This is a genomic window from Acerihabitans sp. TG2 (assembly GCF_035013185.1).
Classification (GTDB): Bacteria; Pseudomonadota; Gammaproteobacteria; order Enterobacterales; family Enterobacteriaceae; genus Acerihabitans.
Map to the genome: position 1 here is coordinate 15,995 of NZ_JAYGJO010000032.1, position 24,936 is coordinate 40,930.

The 24,936-nt window shown below is 51.6% G+C and carries 19 protein-coding genes and 1 riboswitch; of the genes, 3 read left to right on the forward strand and 16 right to left on the reverse strand.

Annotated elements, in window-relative coordinates:
• Nucleotides 1-28 precede the first annotated feature (28 nt).
• A complete protein-coding gene (locus SJI19_RS21130; protein ID WP_323480239.1) occupies nt 29-397 on the reverse strand; it encodes a diacylglycerol kinase in 369 nt (122 codons plus the stop codon).
• A gap of 124 nt (nt 398-521) precedes the next feature.
• Here SJI19_RS21130 and plsB point away from each other — a divergent pair, with 124 nt between their 5' ends.
• Nucleotides 522-2,993, forward strand: a complete 2,472-nt coding sequence (gene plsB, locus SJI19_RS21135) for a glycerol-3-phosphate 1-O-acyltransferase PlsB (protein WP_323480240.1) — start codon at nt 522-524, stop codon at nt 2,991-2,993.
• An 87-nt stretch (nt 2,994-3,080) separates the two neighbouring features.
• On the opposite strand, the gene ubiA is transcribed toward plsB, so the two are convergent.
• From ubiA to pgi, 7 genes are all read right to left on the reverse strand, one after another.
• On the reverse strand, nt 3,081-3,944 hold the full coding sequence (gene ubiA / locus SJI19_RS21140; protein WP_323480262.1) for a 4-hydroxybenzoate octaprenyltransferase: 864 nt from the start codon (nt 3,942-3,944) through the stop codon (nt 3,081-3,083).
• 67 nt (nt 3,945-4,011) lie between these two features.
• On the reverse strand, nt 4,012-4,518 hold the full coding sequence (ubiC, locus tag SJI19_RS21145; protein WP_323480241.1) for a chorismate lyase: 507 nt from the start codon (nt 4,516-4,518) through the stop codon (nt 4,012-4,014).
• Between the two features lie 201 nt (nt 4,519-4,719).
• On the reverse strand, nt 4,720-6,807 hold the full coding sequence (locus SJI19_RS21150; RefSeq protein WP_323480242.1) for a YjbH domain-containing protein: 2,088 nt from the start codon (nt 6,805-6,807) through the stop codon (nt 4,720-4,722).
• A complete protein-coding gene (locus tag SJI19_RS21155) occupies nt 6,807-7,562 on the reverse strand; it encodes a capsule biosynthesis GfcC family protein (RefSeq protein ID WP_323480243.1) in 756 nt (251 codons plus the stop codon). The genes SJI19_RS21150 and SJI19_RS21155 overlap by 1 nt, the downstream gene beginning before the upstream one ends.
• Nucleotides 7,559-8,206, reverse strand: coding sequence for a YjbF family lipoprotein (locus tag SJI19_RS21160; RefSeq protein WP_323480244.1), 648 nt, complete (start codon nt 8,204-8,206; stop codon nt 7,559-7,561). Before SJI19_RS21160 ends, SJI19_RS21155 begins: the two co-directional genes overlap by 4 nt.
• Nucleotides 8,207-8,275: 69 nt before the next feature.
• Nucleotides 8,276-8,542, reverse strand: coding sequence for a hypothetical protein (locus SJI19_RS21165; protein WP_323480245.1), 267 nt, complete (start codon nt 8,540-8,542; stop codon nt 8,276-8,278).
• Between the two features lie 627 nt (nt 8,543-9,169).
• A complete protein-coding gene (pgi, locus tag SJI19_RS21170) occupies nt 9,170-10,822 on the reverse strand; it encodes a glucose-6-phosphate isomerase (protein WP_323480246.1) in 1,653 nt (550 codons plus the stop codon).
• A 338-nt stretch (nt 10,823-11,160) separates the two neighbouring features.
• Nucleotides 11,161-11,355: riboswitch (Lysine riboswitch) on the forward strand.
• A gap of 109 nt (nt 11,356-11,464) precedes the next feature.
• Between pgi and lysC the strand changes: the two genes are divergently transcribed.
• The gene (lysC, locus tag SJI19_RS21175; RefSeq protein WP_323480247.1) at nt 11,465-12,829 is read left to right on the forward strand and encodes a lysine-sensitive aspartokinase 3; all 1,365 of its coding nucleotides are present in this window, start codon (nt 11,465-11,467) and stop codon (nt 12,827-12,829) included.
• 4 nt (nt 12,830-12,833) lie between these two features.
• Here the strand turns inward: lysC and SJI19_RS21180 are convergent, their stop codons facing one another.
• The 7 genes from SJI19_RS21180 to SJI19_RS21210 are packed head-to-tail and all read right to left on the reverse strand — an operon-like array spanning nt 12,834 to nt 19,706.
• Nucleotides 12,834-14,498, reverse strand: coding sequence for a Na/Pi cotransporter family protein (locus SJI19_RS21180; protein ID WP_323480248.1), 1,665 nt, complete (start codon nt 14,496-14,498; stop codon nt 12,834-12,836).
• Nucleotides 14,499-14,539: 41 nt separating this feature from the next.
• On the reverse strand, nt 14,540-15,190 hold the full coding sequence (locus SJI19_RS21185) for an HAD family hydrolase (protein WP_323480249.1): 651 nt from the start codon (nt 15,188-15,190) through the stop codon (nt 14,540-14,542).
• On the reverse strand, nt 15,187-16,179 hold the full coding sequence (locus tag SJI19_RS21190; protein WP_323480250.1) for an ABC transporter ATP-binding protein: 993 nt from the start codon (nt 16,177-16,179) through the stop codon (nt 15,187-15,189). The genes SJI19_RS21185 and SJI19_RS21190 overlap by 4 nt, the downstream gene beginning before the upstream one ends.
• Nucleotides 16,176-16,967 (reverse strand): ABC transporter permease, encoded by a 792-nt coding sequence (locus SJI19_RS21195; protein WP_323480251.1) that lies wholly within the window; start codon nt 16,965-16,967, stop codon nt 16,176-16,178. Before SJI19_RS21195 ends, SJI19_RS21190 begins: the two co-directional genes overlap by 4 nt.
• 33 nt (nt 16,968-17,000) lie before the next feature.
• On the reverse strand, nt 17,001-17,840 hold the full coding sequence (locus SJI19_RS21200; RefSeq protein ID WP_323480252.1) for an ABC transporter permease: 840 nt from the start codon (nt 17,838-17,840) through the stop codon (nt 17,001-17,003).
• The gene (locus tag SJI19_RS21205; RefSeq protein WP_323480263.1) at nt 17,837-18,634 is read right to left on the reverse strand and encodes an alkaline phosphatase family protein; all 798 of its coding nucleotides are present in this window, start codon (nt 18,632-18,634) and stop codon (nt 17,837-17,839) included. Before SJI19_RS21205 ends, SJI19_RS21200 begins: the two co-directional genes overlap by 4 nt.
• Nucleotides 18,635-18,644: 10 nt before the next feature.
• The gene (locus SJI19_RS21210) at nt 18,645-19,706 is read right to left on the reverse strand and encodes an ABC transporter substrate-binding protein (RefSeq protein ID WP_323480253.1); all 1,062 of its coding nucleotides are present in this window, start codon (nt 19,704-19,706) and stop codon (nt 18,645-18,647) included.
• A gap of 195 nt (nt 19,707-19,901) precedes the next feature.
• Here SJI19_RS21210 and SJI19_RS21215 point away from each other — a divergent pair, with 195 nt between their 5' ends.
• On the forward strand, nt 19,902-20,642 hold the full coding sequence (locus SJI19_RS21215) for a UTRA domain-containing protein (protein WP_323480254.1): 741 nt from the start codon (nt 19,902-19,904) through the stop codon (nt 20,640-20,642).
• 484 nt (nt 20,643-21,126) lie between these two features.
• Here the strand turns inward: SJI19_RS21215 and metH are convergent, their stop codons facing one another.
• Nucleotides 21,127-24,813, reverse strand: coding sequence for a methionine synthase (gene metH / locus SJI19_RS21220; RefSeq protein WP_323480255.1), 3,687 nt, complete (start codon nt 24,811-24,813; stop codon nt 21,127-21,129).
• Nucleotides 24,814-24,936 lie beyond the last annotated feature (123 nt).

Here is a 24,936-nt window from a genome sequence, read left to right on the forward strand (position 1 = left end):
CGGCCGCCAAGCCGCTAAAAACGGCAGTTTATCCAAGATGCGTCCACAGTAACGTCACCCAGATAAATACCGATAGAACGATCGCCAGAGTCACGGCCGCCGATCCTAAATCTTTTGCCCGGCCGGAGAGTGGATGCTGTTCCGGCCCGATACGGTCCACTACCGCTTCAATAGCGCTATTGATGATCTCCACCAACACCACCAACCATACTGACCCGATCAATAAAATACGCGAAATAGCGTCTGTTTCGAGATAACATGCAAGGATAATCGCAATGACGGCAACCACAACTTCCTGACGGAAGGCGGCTTCATGACGCCAAGCGGCGCAAAATCCTTTAATTGAGTATCCCGTGGCCTTGTAAATACGCGCCAGCCCGGAGGTTTGATTTGCCATGATTCCATGCACAGAGTGAAATAGCGCTCATCTTACCGTTTCTTCGCGTTCGTATCACCACAGATCTGACGCGCGGTTTCTGGTATTCTTGTGTCGCAATGCTAACAAGAGGCTTCACAAAAATATGTCAGGCTGGCGAACCATTTATTATACGTTGTTGGATCTACCGCTCAGGCTGTTGGTGAAAAGCAAAGTTATTCCCGCAAATCCACCGGAAGACGCCGGTCTGGATCCCTTGCGGCCAATAATGTATGTGTTACCTTATAATTCAAAGGCAGACCTGCTCACCTTACGTGCCCAATGTCTGCAACTTCGGTTGCCGGACCCACTGGTTCCATTGGAGATCGACGGTGTCACGCTAGCACGCTACGTCTTTATTCACGATGGCCCGCGAGTATTTCCTTATTTCACCGAAAAAAGTGAGTCGGTGAAAATTTTTCACGACTATCTGGATTTGCATCGCAGCAACCCGCAGCTCGATGTGCAGATGGTGCCCGTGTCAATCATGTTCGGCCGTTCCCCCGGGCGAGAAGCGCAGCAAAATCAGCCAACGCCTCAGCTACGTCTGCTCAACGGGTTTCAGAAATTCTTTGCGGTGCTTTGGCTCGGCCGCGATAGCTTCGTGCGATTCTCCAATCCCCTGTCCATGCGTTATATGGCGACGGAGCACGGCACCGACAAAACAATCGCACAAAAATTGGCCCGGGTCGCCATGATACATTTTGCCCGTCAGCGCCTGGTGGCGGTGGGGCCGCGATTGCCCGTCCGCCAGGATTTGTTTAATAAATTATTGGCGTCTAAAGCCATCGAAAAAGCAGTTGAAGACGACGCGCGTTCGAAAAAAATCTCCGTAGAGAAGGCGCAGCAGAACGCCATTACACTGATGGAAGAAATTGCGGCGGATTTTTCCTACGAAGCGGTGCGCTTATCCGACCGGGTATTGAGCTGGACCTGGAACCGTCTTTATCAAGGGTTGCACGTACGCAACGCAGAACGCGTACGACAACTGGCGGAAGATGGCCATGAAATCGTCTATGTGCCCTGCCACCGCAGTCATATGGACTATCTGTTGTTGTCCTACGTACTCTATCATCAGGGACTGGTACCACCGCATATCGCTGCCGGGATTAACTTAAACTTCTGGCCAGCAGGTCCGATTTTTCGCCGCTTGGGCGCTTTTTTTATTCGTCGTACGTTCAAAGGTAATAAACTCTACTCCACCATCTTCCGTGAATATCTCGGAGAACTGTTTACCCGGGGCTACTCGGTTGAATATTTTATGGAAGGGGGTCGCTCAAGAACCGGGCGTTTGCTGGAACCTAAAACCGGCACACTGACAATGACCATTCAAGCCATGTTGCGCGGCGGCAACCGGCCGATCACTCTCGTGCCAATTTATGTAGGCTACGAGCATGTTATGGAAGTCGCCACCTATGCTAAAGAGCTGCGGGGCGCCACCAAAGAAAAAGAAGGTTTTGTGCAAATGGTGCGCGGATTGCGCAAATTGCGAAATTTAGGCCAGGGTTATGTCAACTTTGGCGAACCGTTATCCCTTAGCACCTACCTGAATCAGAATGTACCGCACTGGCGTGATTCCATCGACCCTATCGAATCGCAACGTCCACCCTGGCTCGCGCCCGCAGTTGATGATATCGCCGGGACGATTATGGTGCGGATCAACAACGCTGCAGCAGTGAACGCGATCAATCTGTGCTCCACCGTGCTACTGGCCTCCCGTCAGCGCTCACTTACCCGTGAACAGCTACTGCAACAGCTTACCTGTTGTCTGGAGCTGATTCGCAACGTGCCTTATGCGACCGATGTTACGGTGCCCGAGTCCAACGCACAAGAGCTACTTGAGCACGCCTTGGCGATGAACAAATTTAGCGTGGAGCAGGATACGATCGGCGAAATAATTTATCTGTCCCGTGAACAGGCGGTGCTGATGACCTATTATCGCAATAATATTCAGCATCTATTCATACTGCCTTCATTGGTGGCCAGCATTGTTATCGGCAATCCAGGGATCCATCGGCAGCAGCTATTGTACCGCATCAATCTGCTGTATCCGTTGCTAAAAGCTGAGCTCTTTATGCATCATCAAAAACAGGCCATCGAGCCGGTAATTGATGAACTGATAACCGAACTGGCACGCCAGGAGCTGATTATCCAACATGATAGCGGGTTAGCGCTCAACGACGCCCGTGCAAATACCCTACAATTACTCGCCGCCAGCGCGCGGGAGACATTGCAGCGTTATGCCATTACTTTTTCGTTATTACGGGTTAACCCACAGATAAACCGCGGCACGCTAGAGAAAGAGAGCCGGATCATGGCCCAACGTCTCTCGGTGTTACACGGTATCAATGCCCCGGAGTTTTTCGACAAAGCCGTGTTTTCAACGTTAGTGGCCACGTTGCGCCACGAGGGATATATCAGTGACAGTGGTGATGCCATCGGTGAAAAGGTGACTGAAATGGTGGAGATACTTAGCGAACTGCTGGCGCCGGAGGTGCAACTTACCATTGAAAGCGCCAGCCAGCTTGCCAAGGTCCCGGTCAAAGAGCTCGCTGAGGAGCATTTAACCCCGCACTAACCAGGCCGTGCCTCAGGGGTAACGCCGAGGGATAATCCCTGCATGGCGAGTGATGTTGATAGTTTCATCACTCGCCAGCATAAAAAATCAGGCGGCCCCTTGCATTAACAGACTTAGCGCAATGCCAATAAAAATGATCATTCCCACCAGGTTATTATTCAAAAATGCCTTGAAACAGGCGTCCCGTTCGCGGGGAGCAATTAATTTTTGCTGATAGACAAACAGGGCAGCCGCGATCATCAGCGATGCATAAAATGGCCACTGCAGGCCGGTCCGCCAGCCTATTAACACCAATAACAACAGCGTTATCCCCTGCAATCCGCCCACGATGACTTTGTCGTAGCACCCAAATAAGATCGCCGTGGATTTCACGCCAATGCTAATATCATCATCGCGGTCCACCATTGCATAGAGTGTGTCGTAAGCCACGGTCCAGACAATATTCGCGGCGAACAGCAGCCAACAAGAAAGTGGTAAGGACTCACTAACTGCAGCGAACCCCATGGGGATCGACCAGCCGAACGCCGCGCCAAGCACCACCTGCGGCAAATGGGTCACCCGTTTCATAAACGGATAAATCCACGCCAGAGCCAGACCCGCCACGGATAAAAGAATGGTCATCGTGTTAAGGGTTAATACCAGGGTAAAGGACAGTCCTACTAGTGCAGCAAACAGCACCTTGGCCTCTTTTTCCGACACCAGACCGTTGGGCAGGGGCCGGGTGGCGGTACGTTTTACCTTGCCGTCAATTTTTCGATCGGCATAGTCATTAACCACACATCCTGCGGCACGCATGAAAAATACGCCTAAAATAAAGACCGATAGGATATGAAAGTCAGGCGTACTGCGTCCCGCCAACCATAAAGCCCACAGTGTCGGCCAAAGTAACAACAGAGAACCAATGGGTTTATCAATTCGCATTAACCGGCACCAAGCCTGCCATTTGCCCATTGTGGCGCTTTGTTCCACTTCACTCTCCTTTTACATCATCAGAATTGTCACAACGTTGGCACGATAGTTAACGATACAGCGGAGCATCGGGTAAAAATAGCTCGGTGAGTAATAATGATTTGCCGCTCGGCCGAAAACAGGAGCGGCGGGCCCATAAACTGTTCATTTTACCTAACTGGATATAGTCCCGCACGGGCACATCACCGCGAAACAACCATTTCCCAAGGGGCTGATCACCAAGGCTGGTGAGCGCCCACTCTGCGCCAACCAGATCGCTTGCTGCAATCAAGGTGCGACCCGCCAGCCACGGTTTCCCGTCGCCATACAATATGACCTCGCGCAACCAATAGCTATCACAAGCCGGCAGCAAGGCCATTTCCCTCCCTATGGCAGATGCCGGGACATACCCCTCACGGCAGCGATGGATGGTGACCTGCCGGCAATGTTGCTCAAAGCGCCGGGTCATGGATCCCTGCTCCAACAGCCAGTCCGCCTGAGCGACATCAGGTGGTGGCGTATCGTCGATACCCCATTGAATCGATGTTAAAAATGAGATATAAGGATCATGCTTCATCCGGTTTCCCGTAGTTTCAATTAACCCTAGCCAATAGTGTAGCCCAGAACACCACGAGATTAACCCGTCTTAACTCGCGGCCCTGAGTCAGGTTATTCTTCCTACGGCGTATTGGACCGGTTATCACCGGTTTTATCAACGACAACATCAAAAAAAAAGCCTTCTATCCGAAGGCTTTTTCCAGCGTGAAGCTAGTGGGATTTATTCTACCGCCGGCGAACGTTCTTCCGTTAAGCCGTACAGGTAGTATTTACGCCCGACCATTTGGCCGCCGTCACGCGTTAGCGGGATCCAGTTCAGCTGCGCCCGGGTGCGGTTAGGCGTAACCGTTAGCAAATCAAGCGGGATCGACAGGTAGAAACCTTTGGTAAAGGAACCTTCACCGTACTGTGCTGCCGATACATTGGTAAAGGTGGCGAAAACCCCGGCGGTAATGCCGCTGTCAAAGCGCCTAGAAACATCGAAGGTCACGCCCTTATCCTTGGCCAGGTAGCGTCCCACGCTGGCCTTGACCAGTACGCCGTCCACAAAGCCGGGCTGCCAGTAACCGGTCAGATTGCCAGTGGCCACCGTATAGTCGGCGAACTGCATCATATTGTTCCAGTCGCGCTGCTTGACGTAGTTGCCATCAAGCCCCACTGCCCAGTTGGTATCAAGCGGCCGATACAACACTTCACCGCCGACGCCACCGTACATCATTTCCAGGTAACCACCGTACAGCTGTCCGTACCAACTGCCACCTAAACGATTGATATAGGTGGTCTGTAGATTACTGATATAAACATCGTTTTGCACATACTCACGCACTCGGGTACGTACCCGGGGAAGCTGTGAATCGCTCGGTGGCGCGGTGAACTTGAACTGGTCATAGTTATTGATGATATTGCCGAATAAGGTCCCACTGGTGTTCCAGTGATCGGTCAGCCAGTAGCCTACGCTGCCTTCCACCCCGAGTTGGTACATATAAAACGATTCGGGGCCGCCAACAGATTGGTTAAGCACCGGTGCCCAACTAAGCTGCAGACGATCATGGTCAATATAATAACCCTGTTCAGCTCGTTGCGGCACATCCGGCTCGGTGCGCCGCTGTTTGAGTGGCAGTTCATGTCCCAGCGGATAACCTGACAAGGTATCCTGCAAACTCTTAACATCGGTTTCGGTGGTCACGAGGGGTAAATTTAGCCGGGTATTGGTTACCTTAAGGGTGTCGATATTTTCCGGCAGATTATTCACCAGTATGCGATTGGCGCGGTCCACCCCTTCTTGAGGATCACGGTATTTATCCTGCTGACCGGTCAGGTACAGTGTACGATCCTTAACCTGGATATGCGGCGAGGTGAAACCCGCGTTACTATTGATATCCGTCAGTTGTTGGCCCACCACCTGGTGTTGCAACATATCAGACTGCGGGTGAGGCGCGTAAGCCTGTGGCTCACTGTCCCGATGTCGTTGAGTCAAGTCATTAAAGTTGGTGCGCATCGTCACACCAAACATCAGGGTATTACCGCGTTCATAGCTTAGGTTGAGGTCGGTCCATTTACCAATGCGGTAAATCGCACCAACATTAACCGGCGAGCTTTGTTTTAAACGACCGGCAAAGTCCCCTTTATAATCATTACCTTCATATTCTAGTTTCAACCGTAGCGGCTGCCAGGGTGTTTGATATTCCACTCCGCCAAATACCGCGGCCGGACCGTGGAACATGTCGCCACCGTTAAATGAACCGGCCTTGTTGTAGCTCGTATTGCGCGTGCAATAGCTGTCTTTAAATTGACAGAACGGGTTGGACACGTTGCCGCTATTGCCCAGATAACCAAAACCCAGGCCAAGGGAGAAGTCTAACGGTCCCCAGGCTTTATTGGCGACAAAAAATTCACTATCAAACAACCCGGTGCCACCGAAATCGCGTACTCCTACCGCCACCTCAGGCAACCAATAGCCCTCTTGCCATAACCGCATCTTTACATCGATGCCTTTATCTTTGTAGGTCTGAGAGCCGCTAAAGTTCGGATCGCTGCTGTATTCACGGGTGCGGACATCGGTATAACGAATGGTGGTTTCCAGCCAGGGGAGTAATTGCAGACTGGCGGAATAAAAACGATATTGGTCATTATCCCGGTAGTTAAGACTGAACTCTCCGTCCTTCGACATGCGCGCGGTAGGGGTTTGCAGCAAACCCACCCCCCCTTGATCCATTTGCGAAGGCCCCAAAGGATCGGTGTATGACGCCGCCTGGCAGGCGCTAGCCACTGACAACGCGATGATGCTGAAAAGATATTTTTTTTTCATCAGTCAGGGATCCGGTGAGTCAGCAAGGAGACGATTTTTTCGTTAATATCCTGATAATTACTGGGCAGTGCCCATGAGGAGAACCCAACGTAGATAATACTGCCCGGTGCTGCTTCATTATGCCGTCGATTCCAATATGCCACCGGCACCGATTTAGCGTGCCCGTCAGGCATGATTAGCGTGGCGTAGCTTTTTTCCGCCCCCGCCAGTCGTTGATGGATCTCTAGATAATCCTGCACACTGTGGCCCACTTGAAACGGTTGCGCACCTGCGGGCGTCACCGCACCATAGATATGCACACTGGTCGGTTTCGTCAGCGTATAAAGGCTGTAATCGCCCTGTAGCTTGCGGTTTGCGCCGTCTTGCAGGCGGATAACATCTGCGTCAAGCGAAACAAATTGACGTCCGGTCACCTGCAAAGCAGCAACTTGGCGACGCACCTGCTGCACCGAACCGGCCAAATCGATATCATTATCCTGTCGTAAATCAGCGATCAGCGCATCGAGTCGCACCAGCAGTTGTTTTTGTTGTTCTCGCTGTACCGCGGTTGCCATTTTTTCCGCGATCACCGTACCCTGCCACCAAGTGTGTCCGGCCAATTTTGGATTTAACGTCAATTGTTGGAGAGTATTGATACCTTCAATAACCACCGGCTGGGATTGACCTGGCGAATAAATTGCCACACGACTATCAGCGCCAGCAGAGGTAATAAAACCAGCACATAAGCTCACTGCGAGTAGGAGTTGTTTTTTCATGGCTTATAGGGATTTAAAGTGATGGTTTCAATCGGGAAATAACCCGGTCCGATATATTGTTCGGTTTTTCGTACGGCGCCGGTGTCTGGTTCGATCCAGAAACGATTGCGATAATGGATATTCAATTGCGCGACGCTAACATCTTCGTCAAGGACGCGATACACGTGAGGAGCATCTAATACGGTCACAGTTTCCACCCCTGCCAGACTAAACCGGGAAGACATGGTGGCGGTGCGCAGTTGCTTACCTTCGGTCCAAGACTGAACACGGGTCCATTGGGTTCCGTCAACGATGCGTTGAGCATGCATTAAAGGATCACTGTCCAGATTGGTCACGTCCAACAGATTGTCGGGCAAGTCCAAGGTCTTTACCAGACGGCCATTGCGGGTTACCAACATGGCCTTATCGCGGGTTACCCATTTTAAATTACCGTTCTCCGCATAGGCCAACACCAGTAATATTTGCGATCCCCCATTCACCTTGGCATAAATGCTGGCGTAGGGAATATCATGGACTTGTTCTGGGGTTAACTGCACATCTGGCGTGCCAAATATCGCCAGCTTAAACGTGTCACCTATGCCTTGTTGCGACTGGTTGCAGGCGGCCACCAGACAGCACAACACTAACGTCAATAAATAGCGCACGCCGTGTATCCCAACCGAAAGGAGATCAAAAAATAACCACACTTGCGTGTGGTTACCGAATAATTATTATTACTGCACCGTCGTGGTGGTGGTGCCGGTGGATGGCGAAATACCCTGACCACCGTTATCGTTATTATTGGAGCCGACTAATGCGACCCCGGCGATTAGCGCCACGGCGCCAACACCGACTGCGGTGGCGGCTCCAGCACTCAGACCCGACGCAACGCCAGCATCGCCACTGCTGTTACCGACGGTGGTTGCTGGTGCAGCGGCTAACGCATAAGAACCACTAGCCATCAACATTGCAGCTATTACAACACTAAACAGTTTATTCATATTTATTACCTTTGATTCATGAGAATGATGACTATAAAGCAATGTAATGCTGATTTGCCTTATATAAGCATCATAAAGCAATATAATGCAATAAAATATATCTTGCATTCATCAGAGGAAGATTAGTAGAAAAAATGCGCAATACGAGCTCCGTGACTTATAAACCAGTATTTTTAACTACTTTATATCTAAAATATAACATTAATCACTGTTAGCGTCGTTTTCTTAACTATTTTACACAGATTAAGAAGTTCAGCCCCTGCGGAAAAATCAGATAATTCCCACCGTTATTTCGTGATTTTTGTTTCTTCACGAAACATGTGCTAAAAAAAATAAAATATCAAGGCACTCAGTAAATTAATCATTTCAAGACGTTATTAACTATTTTAGCCTTTTGAATTACGCTAAGCGGAAATAAGCCGCCAGCTTTTTTTAAGATAAAGGCCAAAATATTTACATTCGCGGCCCATCCCTTGGCCGCTATATTATGCAACATCCGTCATCTTTCACGTTGCCGCCACGGTGGCGGTACATATTCACACTCACCCAAATCACCTACTTGAGCCAACTCATCGGGATGCATTGACGGGGCGCGGTCTGGCAACGCAAAACCTATGGGTTTTCGGATCAGACATGACGCCAATTTTTAAAGCGATTAATCAACCCATTGGTAGAACTATCATGACTGTCGACGCTATCATCCGCAGCTAACTCGGGCAAGATTCGATTGGCTAGCTGTTTACCTAACTCCACACCCCACTGATCGAAGGTATAGATGTTAAAGATGACCCCTTGGGTAAAGATTTTATGCTCATAGAGCGCGATCAGCGCCCCAAGACTGAACGGGGTAATCTCACGCAATAAAATGGAGTTGGTCGGCCTGTTGCCTTCAAATACCTTGAATGGCGCAACATACTCTACCTGATCGGGCGTTTTACCCGCCGCCGCAAATTCCGCTTCAACCACCTCTAGCGATTTGCCAAACGCCAGGGCTTCGGTCTGGGCAAAGAAATTCGATAACAGCTTAGCATGGTGATCGCTTAGGGGATTGTGGCTTATCGCCGGCGCGATAAAGTCACAGGGCACAAGTTTAGTGCCTTGGTGAATCAATTGGTAAAAAGCATGCTGGCCGTTGGTCCCCGGCTCACCCCAAATGATCGGTCCGGTTTGATAGGTGACCGGATGGCCCTCACGATCAACATATTTACCGTTAGATTCCATATTGCCCTGCTGGAAGTAAGCGGGAAAACGGTGCATGTATTGATCATAAGGCAGAATGGCTTCGGTTTCCGTGCCAAAGAAATTGTTATACCAGATACCGATCAGCGCCAGTAACACTGGTAAATTCTGTTCTGCCGGGGTCTCTTTAAAATGACGGTCCATGGCATGGGCACCACTGAGAAGCTGCTCAAAGTGCTCAAAGCCAATTGAAAGGGCAATTGACAGGCCGATGGCAGACCACAATGAGTAACGACCGCCGACCCAATCCCAGAATTCGAACATGTTTTCGGTATCAATACCAAACTCACCCACCGCGCTGGCATTAGTCGATAAGGCGGCAAAATGCTTGGCAACATGCTTTTCGTCACCCGCCGTCGCCAGGAACCAATCACGGGCGCTGTGGGCGTTGGTCATGGTCTCTTGCGTGGTAAAGGTCTTTGACGCTACCAAGAACAGCGTGGTGGCCGGATCAAGGTGTTTTACCGTTTCAGCAATATGCGTACCGTCCACATTGGAAACAAAATGCATGCTCAGATGGTTTTTAAATGGCCGCAACGCCTCGGTAACCATATAGGGGCCGAGGTCGGAGCCGCCGATGCCGATATTGACCACATCAGTAATGGGCTTACCGGTATATCCCTTCCATTCCCCGCCAATCACCCGTTCGCAAAAATGCTTCATTTTGGCCAGAACCGCATTCACTTCCGGCATCACATCCTTGCCATCGACGATAATCGGTGTATTGCTACGGTTGCGCAGGGCAACATGCAGTACTGCGCGCTGTTCAGTACGATTGATTTTTTCGCCGGAGAACATCGCATTAATCGCGCCATCCAGATCGCACTCTTTCGCCAGCGCCTGCAATTTTTCCAGCGTTTCGCTGGTGATGCGATTTTTGGAAAAATCCACCAGCATCTGGTCGTCAAAGGTGGCGGAGAAGGCGGCGAACCGATTTTTATCCTGGGCGAACAGTTCGCTGATGCGGACATCCTTCATCTGTTCGAAATGCTGCTGCAGCGCTTTCCAGGCCGCGGTGTGGCTAGGGTTTCTATTTTTCATAAGCAACGCTCTTCTAGTGAAATAAAAGCTGGGAATCAAATTAGCGGAAATTCTACGTCGTGATGCGAGCGATTGTATCGCTTTGCTGACGACTTGCGATGCCTTTTCTTGCTGTACCACAATAGACGGCATGACCGGAGTTAATCGTGCGTCGCCCCATTTGGCCGACGCTTATCAATCAGATTAACAGAGTTAAACACAATTGCACGATTGTCTGGGCTACTGAGCAGCACAATCATCAGACAGGATTAACATAAAAAGCACCCTACGATAAACTGCCCGTTGACAGGAGCGGAATTACCCGCTATTTGTAAGGTTCTAGTAGCGCACCCGGTGCGTGAACCAGAAGAGGCGCGTCGCCCAGGTAAGGTTTCGGAGGATCCGTTGTCCGCTGAAAAAACCCGATGGGGAGCGACGCCGAGGGGATGTGAGGCTGACGGGCCCGCATCTCCGACCGCATGGGCTGAATCCCCTGGGTTGTCACCCGCTTTTTCGTCATTAGGCGTAAGGCACGGTGGGGCGCTTCTGGGTGTATCGTAGTCTCTTTCTCTACGTCTGCTCCCCGTTATCCGCTCTTGACTCGTGCTAAATAACAACACGTCATCATTATGGATGACATCCTGACACGAGGCATTATACAGCATGGCTGAAATAGAGTTACCTTCCCCGATCGTGGCCAAATTCGGTGGCACCAGCGTGGCCGATTTCGAGGCGATGAACCGCAGCGCCGCTATCGTATTGTCCAATCCTGACGTTAGGCTGGTGGTTTTATCCGCATCCGCGGGTGTGACCAATTTATTGGTGACACTCGCCGAAGGCAAGGAGCCGGAACATCGCGCGTTTCATCTCGATGAGATCCGGCGGATCCAATACGCCATTCTCGACGGACTCAATGACGTGCCCGTGATTCGTGAGGAAATCGATCGAATGCTCGATAATATCGCCATGCTCTCCGAGGCAGCGGGCCTAGCGACGTCCCATGCGCTTACCGATGAATTGGTCAGCCATGGTGAACTCATGTCAACGCTGCTGTTTGTGGAGGTCCTGCGCCAGCACCAAGTGGAGGCACAGTGGTTCGATATCCGTAAGGTCATGCGTACCAATGATCACTTCGGCCACGCCGAACCGGAAATCACCACGCTTAAAGAGCTAACCCACCATTTGCTACTGCCGCGGTTAAACGAGGCGCTGGTGATTACCCAGGGTTTTATTGGGAGTGAGGCCAAGGGCCGGACGACCACACTTGGACGGGGCGGCAGCGATTATACTGCGGCCCTGCTAGGTGAAGCGCTCAATGCCAAACGCATTGATATCTGGACCGATGTACCCGGCATTTACACCACCGATCCGCGGGTAGTGCCCAACGCTAAACGCATTGATGAAATCAGCTTTGAAGAGGCCGCAGAGATGGCCACCTTCGGAGCAAAAATTCTGCACCCTGCGACCTTGCTGCCCGCGGTACGCAGCGATATTCCGGTATTTGTCGGCTCAAGTAAGGACTCGCTCGCTGGCGGCACCCTGGTCTGTAACAAGACCACAAACCCTCCCTTATTCCGAGCGATTGCCCTGCGCCGCCGACAAACACTGCTCACCCTGCACAGCCTGAATATGCTGCAGGCACGCGGTTTTCTAGCGGAGGTGTTTAATATTTTAGCGCGCCACGCTATTTCGGTCGATTTGATCACCACCTCGGAAGTCAGCGTGGCGCTGACGATGGACACCACGGGTTCGACATCCACCAGTGCCAGCTTGCTAACCACGTCGTTACTGACCGAACTTTCATCGCTTTGCCGTGTGGAAGTTGAGGAGAATTTGGCCTTAATCGCCCTGATCGGTAATAAGCTGTCACAAGCCTGTGGCGTGGGCAAAGATGTGTTTGGCGTGTTGGACTCATTTAATATTCGGTTGATCTGTTACGGCGCCAGCAGCCACAATCTGTGCCTGCTGGTACCCGGTGCCGATGCCGAGCAAGTGGTCAAAACGCTGCACGGCAATCTCTTCGGCTGAGGGTCTAAAGGGAGGAAGGCGTGCTGCTCCGCGGAATATCGGTGTCATCAGCCTCCTCCTCATCCTGGTTCAGCTCAAGCACATTATAGGCGACGGAACAAAACAGTGAATTTACGCGTTTCATATCACCAAGCAAACCAAGATGCAGTGAGCTGGTTTCCAGGCTTTGCACGTTCTGCTGATGCAGACGATCCACATGGGCATGAGCATAACGGCGGTCGGTGATACGAAAGCGATGCTTAGCCCGACGTAAACGACGGGCACTGGTAATGTCGCCGGAAAGAAACACCGACAGGCTAAGACGCAGATTGGACATCAATTGTTCATGCAGGGTATCGAGCTCAGCTAATCCCTCGGTGGAAAATGCCTGCCGGCTCGCGAGCGACTTGACGGCGACGTCCCCAGCCATCCGTTCGATAATATCTCCCGCCTGTTCAAGATTGAGCGCCGTCTCTATAATTTCCGCCCAGCGTCGTGAGTCTGCTTCCTCCAGATCTTCTTTCGGCATCTGTGCTAAATAGAGTTTTATCGCGGTATAAAGCACATCCACATCGTCGTCCAAACGACGAATTTCCCGATCTTTGTTTGGTTGGCTGTGCAAGACTTCCCGTAACAGCAGCAGCATGCTTTCCACCACATCTCCCATACGCAAGGTTTCACGCGACGCATTGGCCAGCGCCAGTGCAGGGGTGTCCAAGGCACTGGTATCTAAATGACGTGGCCGCACGCCAAGATCGCTTATCGGGGTATTGCCAATCCATTTGGTACATAATCGCGCCATCTGCCCGGCAAAAGGAACCAACAGCAGGCATCTGATCAGGTTGTAGAAGACGTGGAAATAGATCACCAACTCAGCGTCGCTGACCGGCAAACGCGCCAGCCAATCGGCTAAAAATGAAATACCGGGCAGCACCACCATGCACCCGATCAGTTTAAACAGCAGGCTGCCCAACGCGACGCGTTTGCCTTCGGCATTTTGGCCACTGGCGTTAATCATCGCCAAGATGCCACTGCCCAAATTGGCGCCGATCACCAGGCACAGGGCGACTTTAAACGATATCACATCGGTGGCGGTCAACGTTGCAGTCAGCAACACCGCAGCCAGGCTGGAGTAGCTGATAATGGCAAACAGCGCACCGGTCAGTGAATCAAGCAGCACATCACCGGTCAGGGAGGAAAACAGCACCTTGACACCGCTGGCGTGGGTAATCGGCGTGGCGGCGTTCACAATAAGCTCCAGGGCCAGCAAAATCAGGCCCAAACCGATACACACCCGGCCGATTTGCCCTGCCCGGGACTGTTTACGCCCCAGAAACAAGCATACGCCAATAAAAATTAACAGCGGTGAAAGCCAGGATAAGTCAAAGGTCAGCACCCGGGCCATCAAGGCGGTGCCAACGTCGGCCCCCAGAATAATCACCAGGGCTGGTGTCAATGCCACCAGTCCTTGGGCGACAAACGAGGTCACCAGCATCGCCGTGGCATTGCTGCTCTGCACCAGTGCCGTAACGCCAATACCAGCCATAAAAGCCATGGTTTTTTTTTCTACGCTTCGGCTCAGCACTTGCCGCAGGCGGGCGCCGTAAACACGCATAATCCCGGTACGGACAATATGAGTACCCCATACCAGTAACGCAACGGCTGACAGCAGATGTAGCAAAGTTAACACGCCTGAGAAAACTCCCTAGTGACCAAACAGTGAAAAAACAGTTACCAGCGCAAAACCGGCCATCCTGCCAGTTGCGCCTGCCCTAATAGGGCCTCGTCGGGATTAACCACCTGAGGATACCCGACACGTTTTAACAAGGGCAGATCATTAATTGAATCGGAATAAAAAGCCGCATCATCAAGTAAACCTGGCTCAGCATGCAATAAATTCAACAGCCGAGTCACCTTGCCCTCACGGTAGGTTAATACACCACGGGTATTACCCGTATAAAAATCATCACAAACATCCAACTGTATCGATACGGTTTCATCAATACCGAAACGATGAGCAATGGGCGCTACCAGATGTTCCCCCGTGGCGGAAATGACGATCATGCGATCGCCTTTTTGCCGATGTGCCTCAATTTGGCGACAGGCGGCCTCGCGCATCGCGGGCACAATAACCCGGTCGATAAAAACCTCTACCTGCTGCGCCACTTCCCCGGGAGAACGGCCAATCAAGGGTTGCAGGGTAAACGACATATATTCTTCCATGGATAGGGTTCCCAATTGGTATTGAACCATTAATGCCTGCTCTTGCGGCACAAACCCCTCGCGGTCCACCCAACCCAAAGCCAGCATATGTTGGCCCCACAAACTGGCACTGTCTCCATTGATCAGTGTATCGTCCAAATCAAATAACACCAGGCTCATGCCACCTCACATAACGTCGATATATCTAACTGTAGACCAACGGCCACGCCATTTGGGTAAAGATCCCCCACTGACCGGTTTAATACGTCCACCAATAACTCAATCCCTTGCGAGCGTACCCGGTAGCGAATCACGTTGCCCAACAAACTATGGCTGACAATCAACGCAGCAATACCCTGCCCGGCGGGTACCAGGGTGATGGATTCAGGCCGGATCGCCACCTGTCCTGCCCAAGTGCGGCCGGTCAACATGGCGGCCTCTCGCGCATCAAGCACATTATAACTGCCGATAAATCCTGCGGCGAACGCATCCACCGGCTGTGTATATAACATTTCAGCGCTGCTGTTTTGCACTATTTTGCCTTTGTTCATCAGCACCACCCGATCCGATAAAGTGAGCGCCTCCTCCTGATCATGGGTGACAAAAATGGCGGTGAGCCTGAGCTCCTGCTGAATACGGCGAATTTGATCGCGCAGATGTTTACGAATGCGGGCATCGAGAGCGGACAGCGGCTCATCTAGCAACAGCAACCTTGGCCGGGTGACTAACGAGCGCGCCAGCGCCACCCGCTGACACTGCCCGCCTGACAACTGATGCGGATAACGATGGGCAAATTCATTCAGTTCCACCAGCGCTAACGCGTCGTTCACGCGCCGTTGAATCTCGCTGGCCGACTGTTTTTGCATTTTTAAACCAAACGCGACGTTGTCGTTGACGCTCATGTTGGGAAACAATGCATAGCTCTGGAACACCATGCCAATGCCGCGCTGCTGTGGTGACAACGGAACCAAATCTACTCCTTGTAACAGGATTTGCCCGCTGTCCACCGGCGTTAATCCCGCCAGGCAACGCAATAATGTGGATTTGCCACAGCCGCTGGGACCGAGCAGCGTAACGAACTCACCTTCATCGGCGCTAAAATCGATATTCTCAAAAATCTGGGTTGCCCCATAATGTTTATTGAGTTGCTTAACTGCTAGGTAAGTCATGATGACTCCTTATCCTTGCTAACTGCGTTCGCCACCAGCGTCAGCAGCAATACCACGAAAAAGTAAGAAATCACCAGCGCACTGGTGAAATGCCCGCTCCCGTTGCGGCTATTGTATAAATAGACCTGCAAGGTCTCGAAACGATTGCCCACCAGCAGATTGGCGAACACAAACTCACCGATAAGGAAAGAAAAAGAGAGCAATATGGCAATAGTGCACCCCTTGCGCAGATTGGGTAATACCACCAGCAACGCCGCACGCCAGGTACTGGCGCCGAGCAACTGTGCAGCGTCCATTAAATCGCGTAAATGAATGGCCTGCATATTGTTGGTAATCGCCCGGTAAATAAACGGCAGGGCAATAGTGAAATAACAACCGATCAAAATCCAGGGCGTGCCGGTAAGAGCCAAGGGACCACCAGAATACAGCTGCAGTAATCCCACCGACGACACCACCGGCGGCACCGCGAACGGCAGTAGAATAAGCACATTCATCACGCTGTCCAACTGCGGAAAAAAATACGCAATAACAAACATCAACGGCAATACCAGCACCAACGCAAGCAGTAATGCACCAAAACAAATCAATAAAGAATGGCCCAGAGCCACTAAAAAACGCGGATCTTGCCAGAGCTGGATCATCCACTTAAGAGTAAAACCCTCCGGTAGGATGGTCGAGCCCCATTGGCTGGAAAATGCGTATACCAGCGTGGCGGCCAGCGGCAATAACAAGATAATCAACAACAACGTTACCACGCTGTGATGATAGAGGTGTTCAGAACGCGACATGGTAAGCCTCCTTAATAACCAGGTGCCAATACCTCATGGTTGGCTATGGGTATAACTACGGCGCATCATCCAACGGTGGATCAGCGTGATAATCACCATCAAAAACACCAACAGCATGCCCAACGCGCTGGCCAGATTAGGATCAAGATCCAGATCGCCGGCCACCAGGGCGGAAATGCGAATGGGGATGACGTTAAAATTACCGCTGGTCAGGGCAAAAATGGTGGCATAGGCCCCCAAAGCGTTAGCCAGCAGAATGACAAACGTCCCCATCAGCGCCGGTGCCAAAACCGGTAAACCAATATAACGCCAGTAGCGTATCTTGCCCGCCCCCAGCAAGGCGGCCGACTCCCGCCAATCCTCGCTTAATGCATCAAAGGCCGGATAAAGCAGCAATACCCCCAGCGGTATTTGAAAATAGGTATACAACACCATTAAGCCGGTTTTGGAATAAAGGCTGAAATCCCCGAACCAGCCGTAACGACGAAGAATAAGGGTTACGCAACCGTTGGTCCCGAGCAAAATAACAAAAGCAAAAGCGAGCGGAACGCCGGTGAAGTTACTGGTCATATTGGTAAAAGACATTACGGCACTGCGTAACCGGGTGGCCCCCAGTTGGCGTAGGGAGTAACTGCCAATCAATGCGATCACCAGCCCGAACACGCTGGACCAGAAAGTGATCTGCAATGAAAAGGCGATAGCCTGGCGATAAAATGGCGAGGTCAGAATTAACCGGTAATTATCAATACCCCAGCCCTCGGCCTCACTGTTAAAACTGTGGAGAGTCATCCATAAGAACGGGGCGATCTGAAAGGCGCCGAATATCACGATAAAGGGCAGCAAAACGGTGGCCGCCAGCCATTTTCCTTTCATCTTAAAAGCTCCCGGCAAAGCGGACGATCGTGTTCTACCTCCAGCAGATGACATACCGTACCGCAGAGTTGCGTTTGCTGCGGCTCTGCGGCACCCAAGCTAAAGGCATGACCAAAGACAAATAACGGTACCTGCCGCTCCTCGGGCAAGATACCACCGTGGCTACGATCGTCATTCATGCCGTGATCTGACGTGACCAATACCTGGTATCCCTGCGCCAGCCAGGCGGGTAGATAACGTGATAACAAACCGTCTGCCATGCGGGCCGCGTTACGATATTGTGCAGAAGACAGGCCGAAACGGTGGCCGGCATCATCAATATTCATCGGATGGATCAAGAGGAAATCCGGATCATACCGTTGACGCAGGCACTCCGCATCTTCAAACACATGACTATCTGGATAGTGATCTGCATGGTAAAAATGACCGTACTGGATAGCAGCATCCGGCTCGATGGTATGCCGATCCCGTATCGCATCAAAGGGTGCGCGGTTATACAGCTCACTGACCCAATGATAAGCTGCCGCTGCGGTGGTCAGTCCCGCCGCCCGGGCGTAATGAAAAACGCTGCGATGATAGGACTGGCGCACGACATCATTATGTACCACGCCGCTTTTCACCGGCGGGATACCGGTCAGGATGCATTCATACAGCGGCCGCGATAACGACGGCAGTTCGCACTCCAGCGAATAAAGGCATCCATGCCCCTGCGCGCATTCCCCATGCAGATACCCCATGGTCTCGTAAGCCACCTGATAATTCAGCCCGTCTAAAATCACCAATAGGGTTTTCATCATCGAACCTCTACTGCTGCATGGCCATCATGACATTTTCCTGCCACAGACGCGGTAATTCCTTAGCGCTTTTTTCCCAAGCAATCGGATCAGCGATGGGGTGGGCATTTTTATATTCAGCGATAGGCAGCAGTTTGGCTTTTACGTCATCCGGCAGTTGAATCTTCGCCACCCGGATCGGGCGGGCGTAACCCCGGGCTAAATTAATTTGTCCAGCATCGGAGAAGATATATTCCCGGGCAAATTTTGCTGCGTTAGGATGCTTGGCATATTTATTGATGATGGTGGTGTAGCCGGAGGTGATGCTGCCATCAGACGGAATCAAGACTTCAAAACGGGTCTTATCAATGGTATCACGGTAATTCAATCCATTGAAATCCCAAACAATACCCACATCTACTTCGCCTTTTTCCAATGTTGCGATCGTCGGGTTATTCAGCCCCAGACGCCCCTCTTTGGCGAGCTTAGCGAAGAAATCCAATCCCGGTTTGAGATTTTTTTCATTGCCGCCCATCGCGTAGGTTGCCGCCAATACGCCATTAGCCGCCTGTGCCGCCGTACCAACATCACCTACGCTGACTTTATAGTGGCCGTTTAACAGGTCAGCCCAGCTGTGGGGCACTTGTTTGACAGTTTGTTTATTGACAATAAAGGCAATGGTGCCGGTGTAGGCCAAGGCCCAATTACCGTCTTTATCCTTGGCCCACGCGGGAATTTGATCCCAGGTGCTGGGTTTATAAGGCTGGGCTACGCCCTTTTGCACGGCCACCGGACCAAATGACGCACCCACATCACCAATATCTGCGCTGGCATTGCCTTTCTCTGCCAGAAATTTGGCGATTTCCTGTGCTGAACTCATATCGGTATCGCTGTGCTTGATGCCATATTTACTGGCCAGATCGGCCCAGGTATCTTTCCAATTTGCCCAGCTATCAGGCATGCCGACGCTATTGACTTCGCCTTCCTGGCGCGCCGCTTTCTCAAGGGCTGATAAATCCGTAGGTGCTGCATAGCCGGTTTGACTGGCCAGTAAAATGGCGGTCGTTAACACAGAAGCGAACAGAAGTTTCATAGACGATGCTCCAAATGGTAATGTATGAGTGACTAGATTTTCTGGTCTAGTCCAGCAAGAACCAAGCCAATGTACTTATCGAAGATGAATATTTGATGTCAGTAATTCTTTTAGCCGATTTTTTGTTATGGTTTTACCATCATCCCCACAAAGGCGAAAAAATGTGCACCGTAAACATGCAGAAGCGTAAATAACATGCTGCATAATGAAGCATTATTCCGTAGTGGTCTGTCCCGGCAAACGGCCGTTACCGCCATTTGCCAGGCCATTTCCGGCTGGATCGAACGCGGAGAATTAGGTCACAACGATCGCTTGCCCGCCGAGCGGATCTTGAGCGGCCAGTTTGACACCACCAGGATCACCCTGCGTGAAGCGTTAGGCCAATTGGAAAATCAGGGGAAGATTTATCGTGAGGAGCGTAGGGGTTGGTTTGTTTGTCCGCCAAGGATCAACTATAACCCACTCCAACGTAGCCATTTTCATGCCATGGTCCGGGAGCAAGGCAGGAAACCCGCTACCGAGGTGCTGGATGCGGCGGACATTGTCGCGCCGGAAAACATCTGCATTCATCTGGCGTTAGCCCCCTCCATGCAGGTGTTTTGCATTCGTCGGTTACGACGCATTGATGGCAGAGCGGTACTCTATGTTGAGCACTATCTTAACCCAGCCTATTTTCCGGGTATTTTACAAGAGGATCTGACATCGTCACTCACCGAGCTGTACGCTACCCGCTATGATATCCGTTATGGCAAAGTGCGATTTTCCATGTTGCCGACCACCTTTCCAAGCGCAGCATCACACGCGTTGAAAGTCGCGGATAATAGCCCGGCACTGTTTATTACCCGGATTAATCGCGATCAATATGGCCGCATTATCGATTGCGATTTGGAGTATTGGCGTTACGACACTCTGCATATCAATGTCGAAGCAGAGTAACGAGGCGTTGGGCAAGCAGATAACGGCTGCGTAACCCATCGATAGATTTTCGCCTGCATCTTATGAGCGAGGTGCCTCCTTTTGCAGCCGTTTGCTCGGTAGGTAGTTTCGTTTCATATAAAGCTGAGTCGATCTGAACGCCGCCACTAACGTTGCCAAAAATAGCTTTTGTTTATGCTGGTCCATAATGTTCTCCTTCGTGGTTAGCGCTTCAGCCCTCTCGATAATGGATCGCCCAATGCTTAGCTTCGATAGATATCATCAATATCCTTTTTATTACACCTGAATGATTAGATAAAAAATAATATTAATTAACCAGTTAGTTGCCTTCATAAAGGCTCAGGTGGATTATGAACACATCTAAACCGCGCGTCACATTCAGATACGGTAATATATTATTACGCAGCATAATCCTACTCAAATCATGCGAAAAAAAGGCAATCCGGATGGATTGCCTTTTTATACGGTGAGGGTGAGGCCAGGACTAATCGGCGTCGTAACCCAAGTTCGGCGCCAGCCAGCGCTCCACTTCATCAATGGGCATATTTTTACGCCGAGCGTAATCCTCCACCTGATCACGTTGAATTTGCGCCACGGCATAGTATTTACTGTCGGGATGACTGAAATACCACCCCGACACTGAGGCACCCGGCCACATGGCATAGGACTCGGTAAGACGCATACCTGCGGTCTCATCAACGTTCAACAACTGCCAAATTGTCGCTTTCTCAGTATGGTCCGGACATGCCGGGTAACCCGGTGCGGGACGAATGCCCTGGTAATTTTCACGGATAAGCTCGTCATTGCTCAGGTTTTCATTGGCCGCATAACCCCAATAGACTTTCCGTACCCGCTCGTGAAGATACTCGGCAAACGCCTCCGCCAGCCGGTCTGACAGGGACTTGACCATAATTTTGTTATAATCATCCTGTCGGGCGTCATACGCCGCCGCCAGCGCATCTTCTTCCAGCCCACCGGTAACTGCAAAGGCACCAAGATAGTCCGCTTTGCCACTGGTTTTTGGCGCCACGAAGTCCGCCAGGCAATAATTGGCGAAGTCACTTTTTTCTGTCTGTTGCCTTAGATGATGGCTTACGGCCAGCACCTCACGCCGACTTTCGTCCCGATAGATTTCAATATCATCACCGACCCGATTGGCAGGAAAAATGCCGACTACGCCGCGGGGATTTAATAACCCCCCGGCGGAGAGTTCGTCAAGCAGGGCATTGGCATCGGCAAACAGTCGACAGGCCTCTTCGCCCACCACCTCATCTTGCAAGATGCGTGGATATTTTCCGGCCAGCGACCAGGTCATGAAAAAGGGCGTCCAATCAATATAGTTGCGTAACGTCTCAATCGATGCCGTGACGGGCTGGATACCCGGGCGATGGGCCATCGGCGGCGTATACCCATCCCAATCCATTGGGTTATCGTTGTCACGGGCCGTTTTTAAGCTCACCGGCGGGGTTCGTGGTTTTTTACGGCCATGCTGGATACGCACCGTTTCATATTCTTTACGGGTGCGCATCACAAAATCATCTCGTTGGGTATCCGATAACAGTGCGGAAACCACACCAACGCTGCGCGAGGCGTTTTGGACATAAATCGTGGGCCCACTGTAATTTTTCTCGATTTTAACCGCCGTGTGGGCCTTGGAGGTCGTGGCGCCGCCAATCAGCAGCGGCAGGGTAAATCCTTGGCGCTCCATCTCTTTGGCAACGTTAACCATCTCATCAAGGGACGGGGTAATCAATCCTGATAATCCGATGATATCCACATGACGTTCCCTGGCGGTTTTCAAAATCTTATCCATAGAAACCATCACGCCCAGGTCAATAATCTCGTAGTTATTACATTGTAAGACCACACCGACGATGTTTTTACCGATATCGTGAACATCACCTTTTACCGTCGCCAACAGCACTTTGCCCGCCGCTTTTTTTTGTTCTTTACCCGCTTGGATATAAGGTTCCAGATAGGCTACCGCCTGTTTCATCACCCGCGCGGATTTGACCACCTGCGGCAGGAACATCTTACCGGCACCGAACAGATCGCCGACCACGTTCATACCGGCCATCAAGGGTCCTTCTATCACCTCTATCGGTCGATCCGCCTGTTGACGAGCTTGCTCGGTATCGGCTTCAATAAATTCGGTAATGCCTTTGATCAGAGCATATTCCAGCCGTTTGGCCACTGGCCAGCCGCGCCATTCGGCCTGTTGTTGCTGGGTATCGTCATCGTTTTTACCCACACGATACTTTTCTGCCAAGTCCAATAACCGTTCGGTGCTGTCAGTGCGACGGTTTAATACGACATCTTCCACCGCCTCGCGCAGCTCAAGGGACAAATCATCATAAATAGCCAGTTGCCCGGCATTAACGATGCCCATATCCATGCCATTTTTAATGGCGTAATAAAGAAATACGGCATGGATAGCTTCGCGGACCGGGTCATTGCCACGAAATGAAAACGATACATTAGACACACCACCGGAGATCAGCGCATGGGGCAACTCGGCTTTAATATCCGCGCACGCACCGATAAAGTCCTGGGCATAATTATTATGTTCTTCGATACCCGTGGCCACGGCAAAAATGTTCGGGTCAAAGATGATATCTTCCGGGGGGAAACCCACGGTCTCGGTCAAGAGGCGATAAGCCCGGCGGCAAATGGCAATTTTACGCTGCCGGGTATCCGCCTGGCCCTCTTCGTCAAAGGCCATCACCACCATGGCGGCGCCATAACGCCGCACCAGCCTGGCATGGTGGATAAACACCTCTTCCCCCTCTTTCATTGAGATGGAGTTGACGATACCTTTACCTTGGATGCATTTCAGCCCTTGTTCGATCACGTCCCATTTAGACGAATCGATCATAATCGGCACGCGCGAAATATCAGGCTCACCGGCAATCAGGTGCAGGAAACGCACCATGGCGGCCGCAGAATCCAGCATTCCCTCATCCATATTAATATCAATAATCTGCGCGCCGCTCTCTACTTGCTGTAACGCAACGGCCAGCGCTTCATTGTATTTTTCTTCCTTGATCAGCCGCTTGAACCGGGCGGAACCGGTGACATTGGTGCGTTCGCCCACATTAACGAACAGGGAGTCCCGATCGATGTTCAGCGGTTCCAGCCCGGCCAGACGGCAAGCGATCGGTCGTTCGGGTAGCGCGCGCGGTGCGATCCCGTCGATCGCCTGCGCCATAGCGGCAATATGTTGTGGCGTAGTGCCACAACAGCCGCCGACAATATTCAGGTAACCTGACCTGGCCCACTCGCTGATCTGGATGGCCATTTCATCCGGACCAAGATCATACTCACCAAATGCATTCGGCAGGCCGGCGTTGGGGTGGGCACTGGTATAACAATCCGCGATGCGCGACAGTTCGGCCACATATTGGCGTAATTCATCCGGTCCAAGCGCGCAGTTCAAGCCAAACGACAGCGGTTTCACATGCCGCAAGGAATTATAAAAGGCTTCGGTGGTTTGCCCCGAAAGGGTGCGACCGGACGCATCAGTAATGGTACCGGAGATCATCACCGGCAATACAATACCCATGGCTTCAAATTCGGTTTCGATAGCAAAAATGGCGGCTTTGGCGTTCAGGGTATCGAAAATGGTTTCTACCATGATCAGGTCCACGCCGCCTTCCACCAGAGCATGTACTGATTCGCGGTAGGCGACCACCAGTTGATCGAAACTGACATTACGGAATGCCGGGTCGTTGACGTCCGGAGATATGGAGGCGGTACGGTTGGTCGGGCCTAAGACCCCCGCCACATAGCGCGGCTTATGCGGTGTGCGTGCGGTCCATTCATCAGCGCACTGCCGCGCCAGGCGGGCAGCGGCAAAATTCAGCTCGCTGACCAACGACTCCATCTGGTAGTCGGCCATGGCGATAGCAGTGGAATTGAAGGTATTGGTTTCAAGGATATCAGCCCCGGCCGCCAGGTAATCGGCATGGATAGCCATAATGATCTCGGGATTGCTGAGCACCAACAAGTCGTTGTTGCCCTTTAAATCGCTTGGCCAGTCGGCGAAACGGTCCCCCCGGTAGTCGGCTTCCTCCAACCGGTAACTCTGGATCATGGTGCCCATACCACCATCCAGCAACAGAATGCGCTGTGCCAACTGCCGATACAGCTCGTCAATTCGATTGTTCACCATCACCCCATCCACTGCAAAAAGTGTCGCGTTTACGCCAAGATATACCCTACATAATGAGCGTTGCAGGCAGCTGCCAACGCATCTGCAACGTGAAGTATGACGGGTATAGGCGGGACATCCTAG

Coding starts and splice junctions, on each gene's coding strand:
- SJI19_RS21215 (WP_323480254.1), top strand. CDS start 19,902: ATGCTGCATAATGAAGCATTATTCCGTAGTGGTCTGTCCCGGCAAACG.
- SJI19_RS21195 (WP_323480251.1), bottom strand. CDS start 16,967: ATGTCGCGTTCTGAACACCTCTATCATCACAGCGTGGTAACGTTGTTG.
- SJI19_RS21210 (WP_323480253.1), bottom strand. CDS start 19,706: ATGAAACTTCTGTTCGCTTCTGTGTTAACGACCGCCATTTTACTGGCC.
- pgi (WP_323480246.1), bottom strand. CDS start 10,822: ATGAAAAATAGAAACCCTAGCCACACCGCGGCCTGGAAAGCGCTGCAG.
- SJI19_RS21165 (WP_323480245.1), bottom strand. CDS start 8,542: ATGAATAAACTGTTTAGTGTTGTAATAGCTGCAATGTTGATGGCTAGT.
- SJI19_RS21185 (WP_323480249.1), bottom strand. CDS start 15,190: ATGAGCCTGGTGTTATTTGATTTGGACGATACACTGATCAATGGAGAC.
- lysC (WP_323480247.1), top strand. CDS start 11,465: ATGGCTGAAATAGAGTTACCTTCCCCGATCGTGGCCAAATTCGGTGGC.
- SJI19_RS21155 (WP_323480243.1), bottom strand. CDS start 7,562: ATGAAAAAACAACTCCTACTCGCAGTGAGCTTATGTGCTGGTTTTATT.
- plsB (WP_323480240.1), top strand. CDS start 522: ATGTCAGGCTGGCGAACCATTTATTATACGTTGTTGGATCTACCGCTC.
- ubiC (WP_323480241.1), bottom strand. CDS start 4,518: ATGAAGCATGATCCTTATATCTCATTTTTAACATCGATTCAATGGGGT.
- SJI19_RS21200 (WP_323480252.1), bottom strand. CDS start 17,840: ATGAAAGGAAAATGGCTGGCGGCCACCGTTTTGCTGCCCTTTATCGTG.
- SJI19_RS21150 (WP_323480242.1), bottom strand. CDS start 6,807: ATGAAAAAAAAATATCTTTTCAGCATCATCGCGTTGTCAGTGGCTAGC.
- SJI19_RS21130 (WP_323480239.1), bottom strand. CDS start 397: ATGGCAAATCAAACCTCCGGGCTGGCGCGTATTTACAAGGCCACGGGA.
- metH (WP_323480255.1), bottom strand. CDS start 24,813: ATGGTGAACAATCGAATTGACGAGCTGTATCGGCAGTTGGCACAGCGC.
- ubiA (WP_323480262.1), bottom strand. CDS start 3,944: ATGGGCAAATGGCAGGCTTGGTGCCGGTTAATGCGAATTGATAAACCC.
- SJI19_RS21205 (WP_323480263.1), bottom strand. CDS start 18,634: ATGAAAACCCTATTGGTGATTTTAGACGGGCTGAATTATCAGGTGGCT.
- SJI19_RS21190 (WP_323480250.1), bottom strand. CDS start 16,179: ATGACTTACCTAGCAGTTAAGCAACTCAATAAACATTATGGGGCAACC.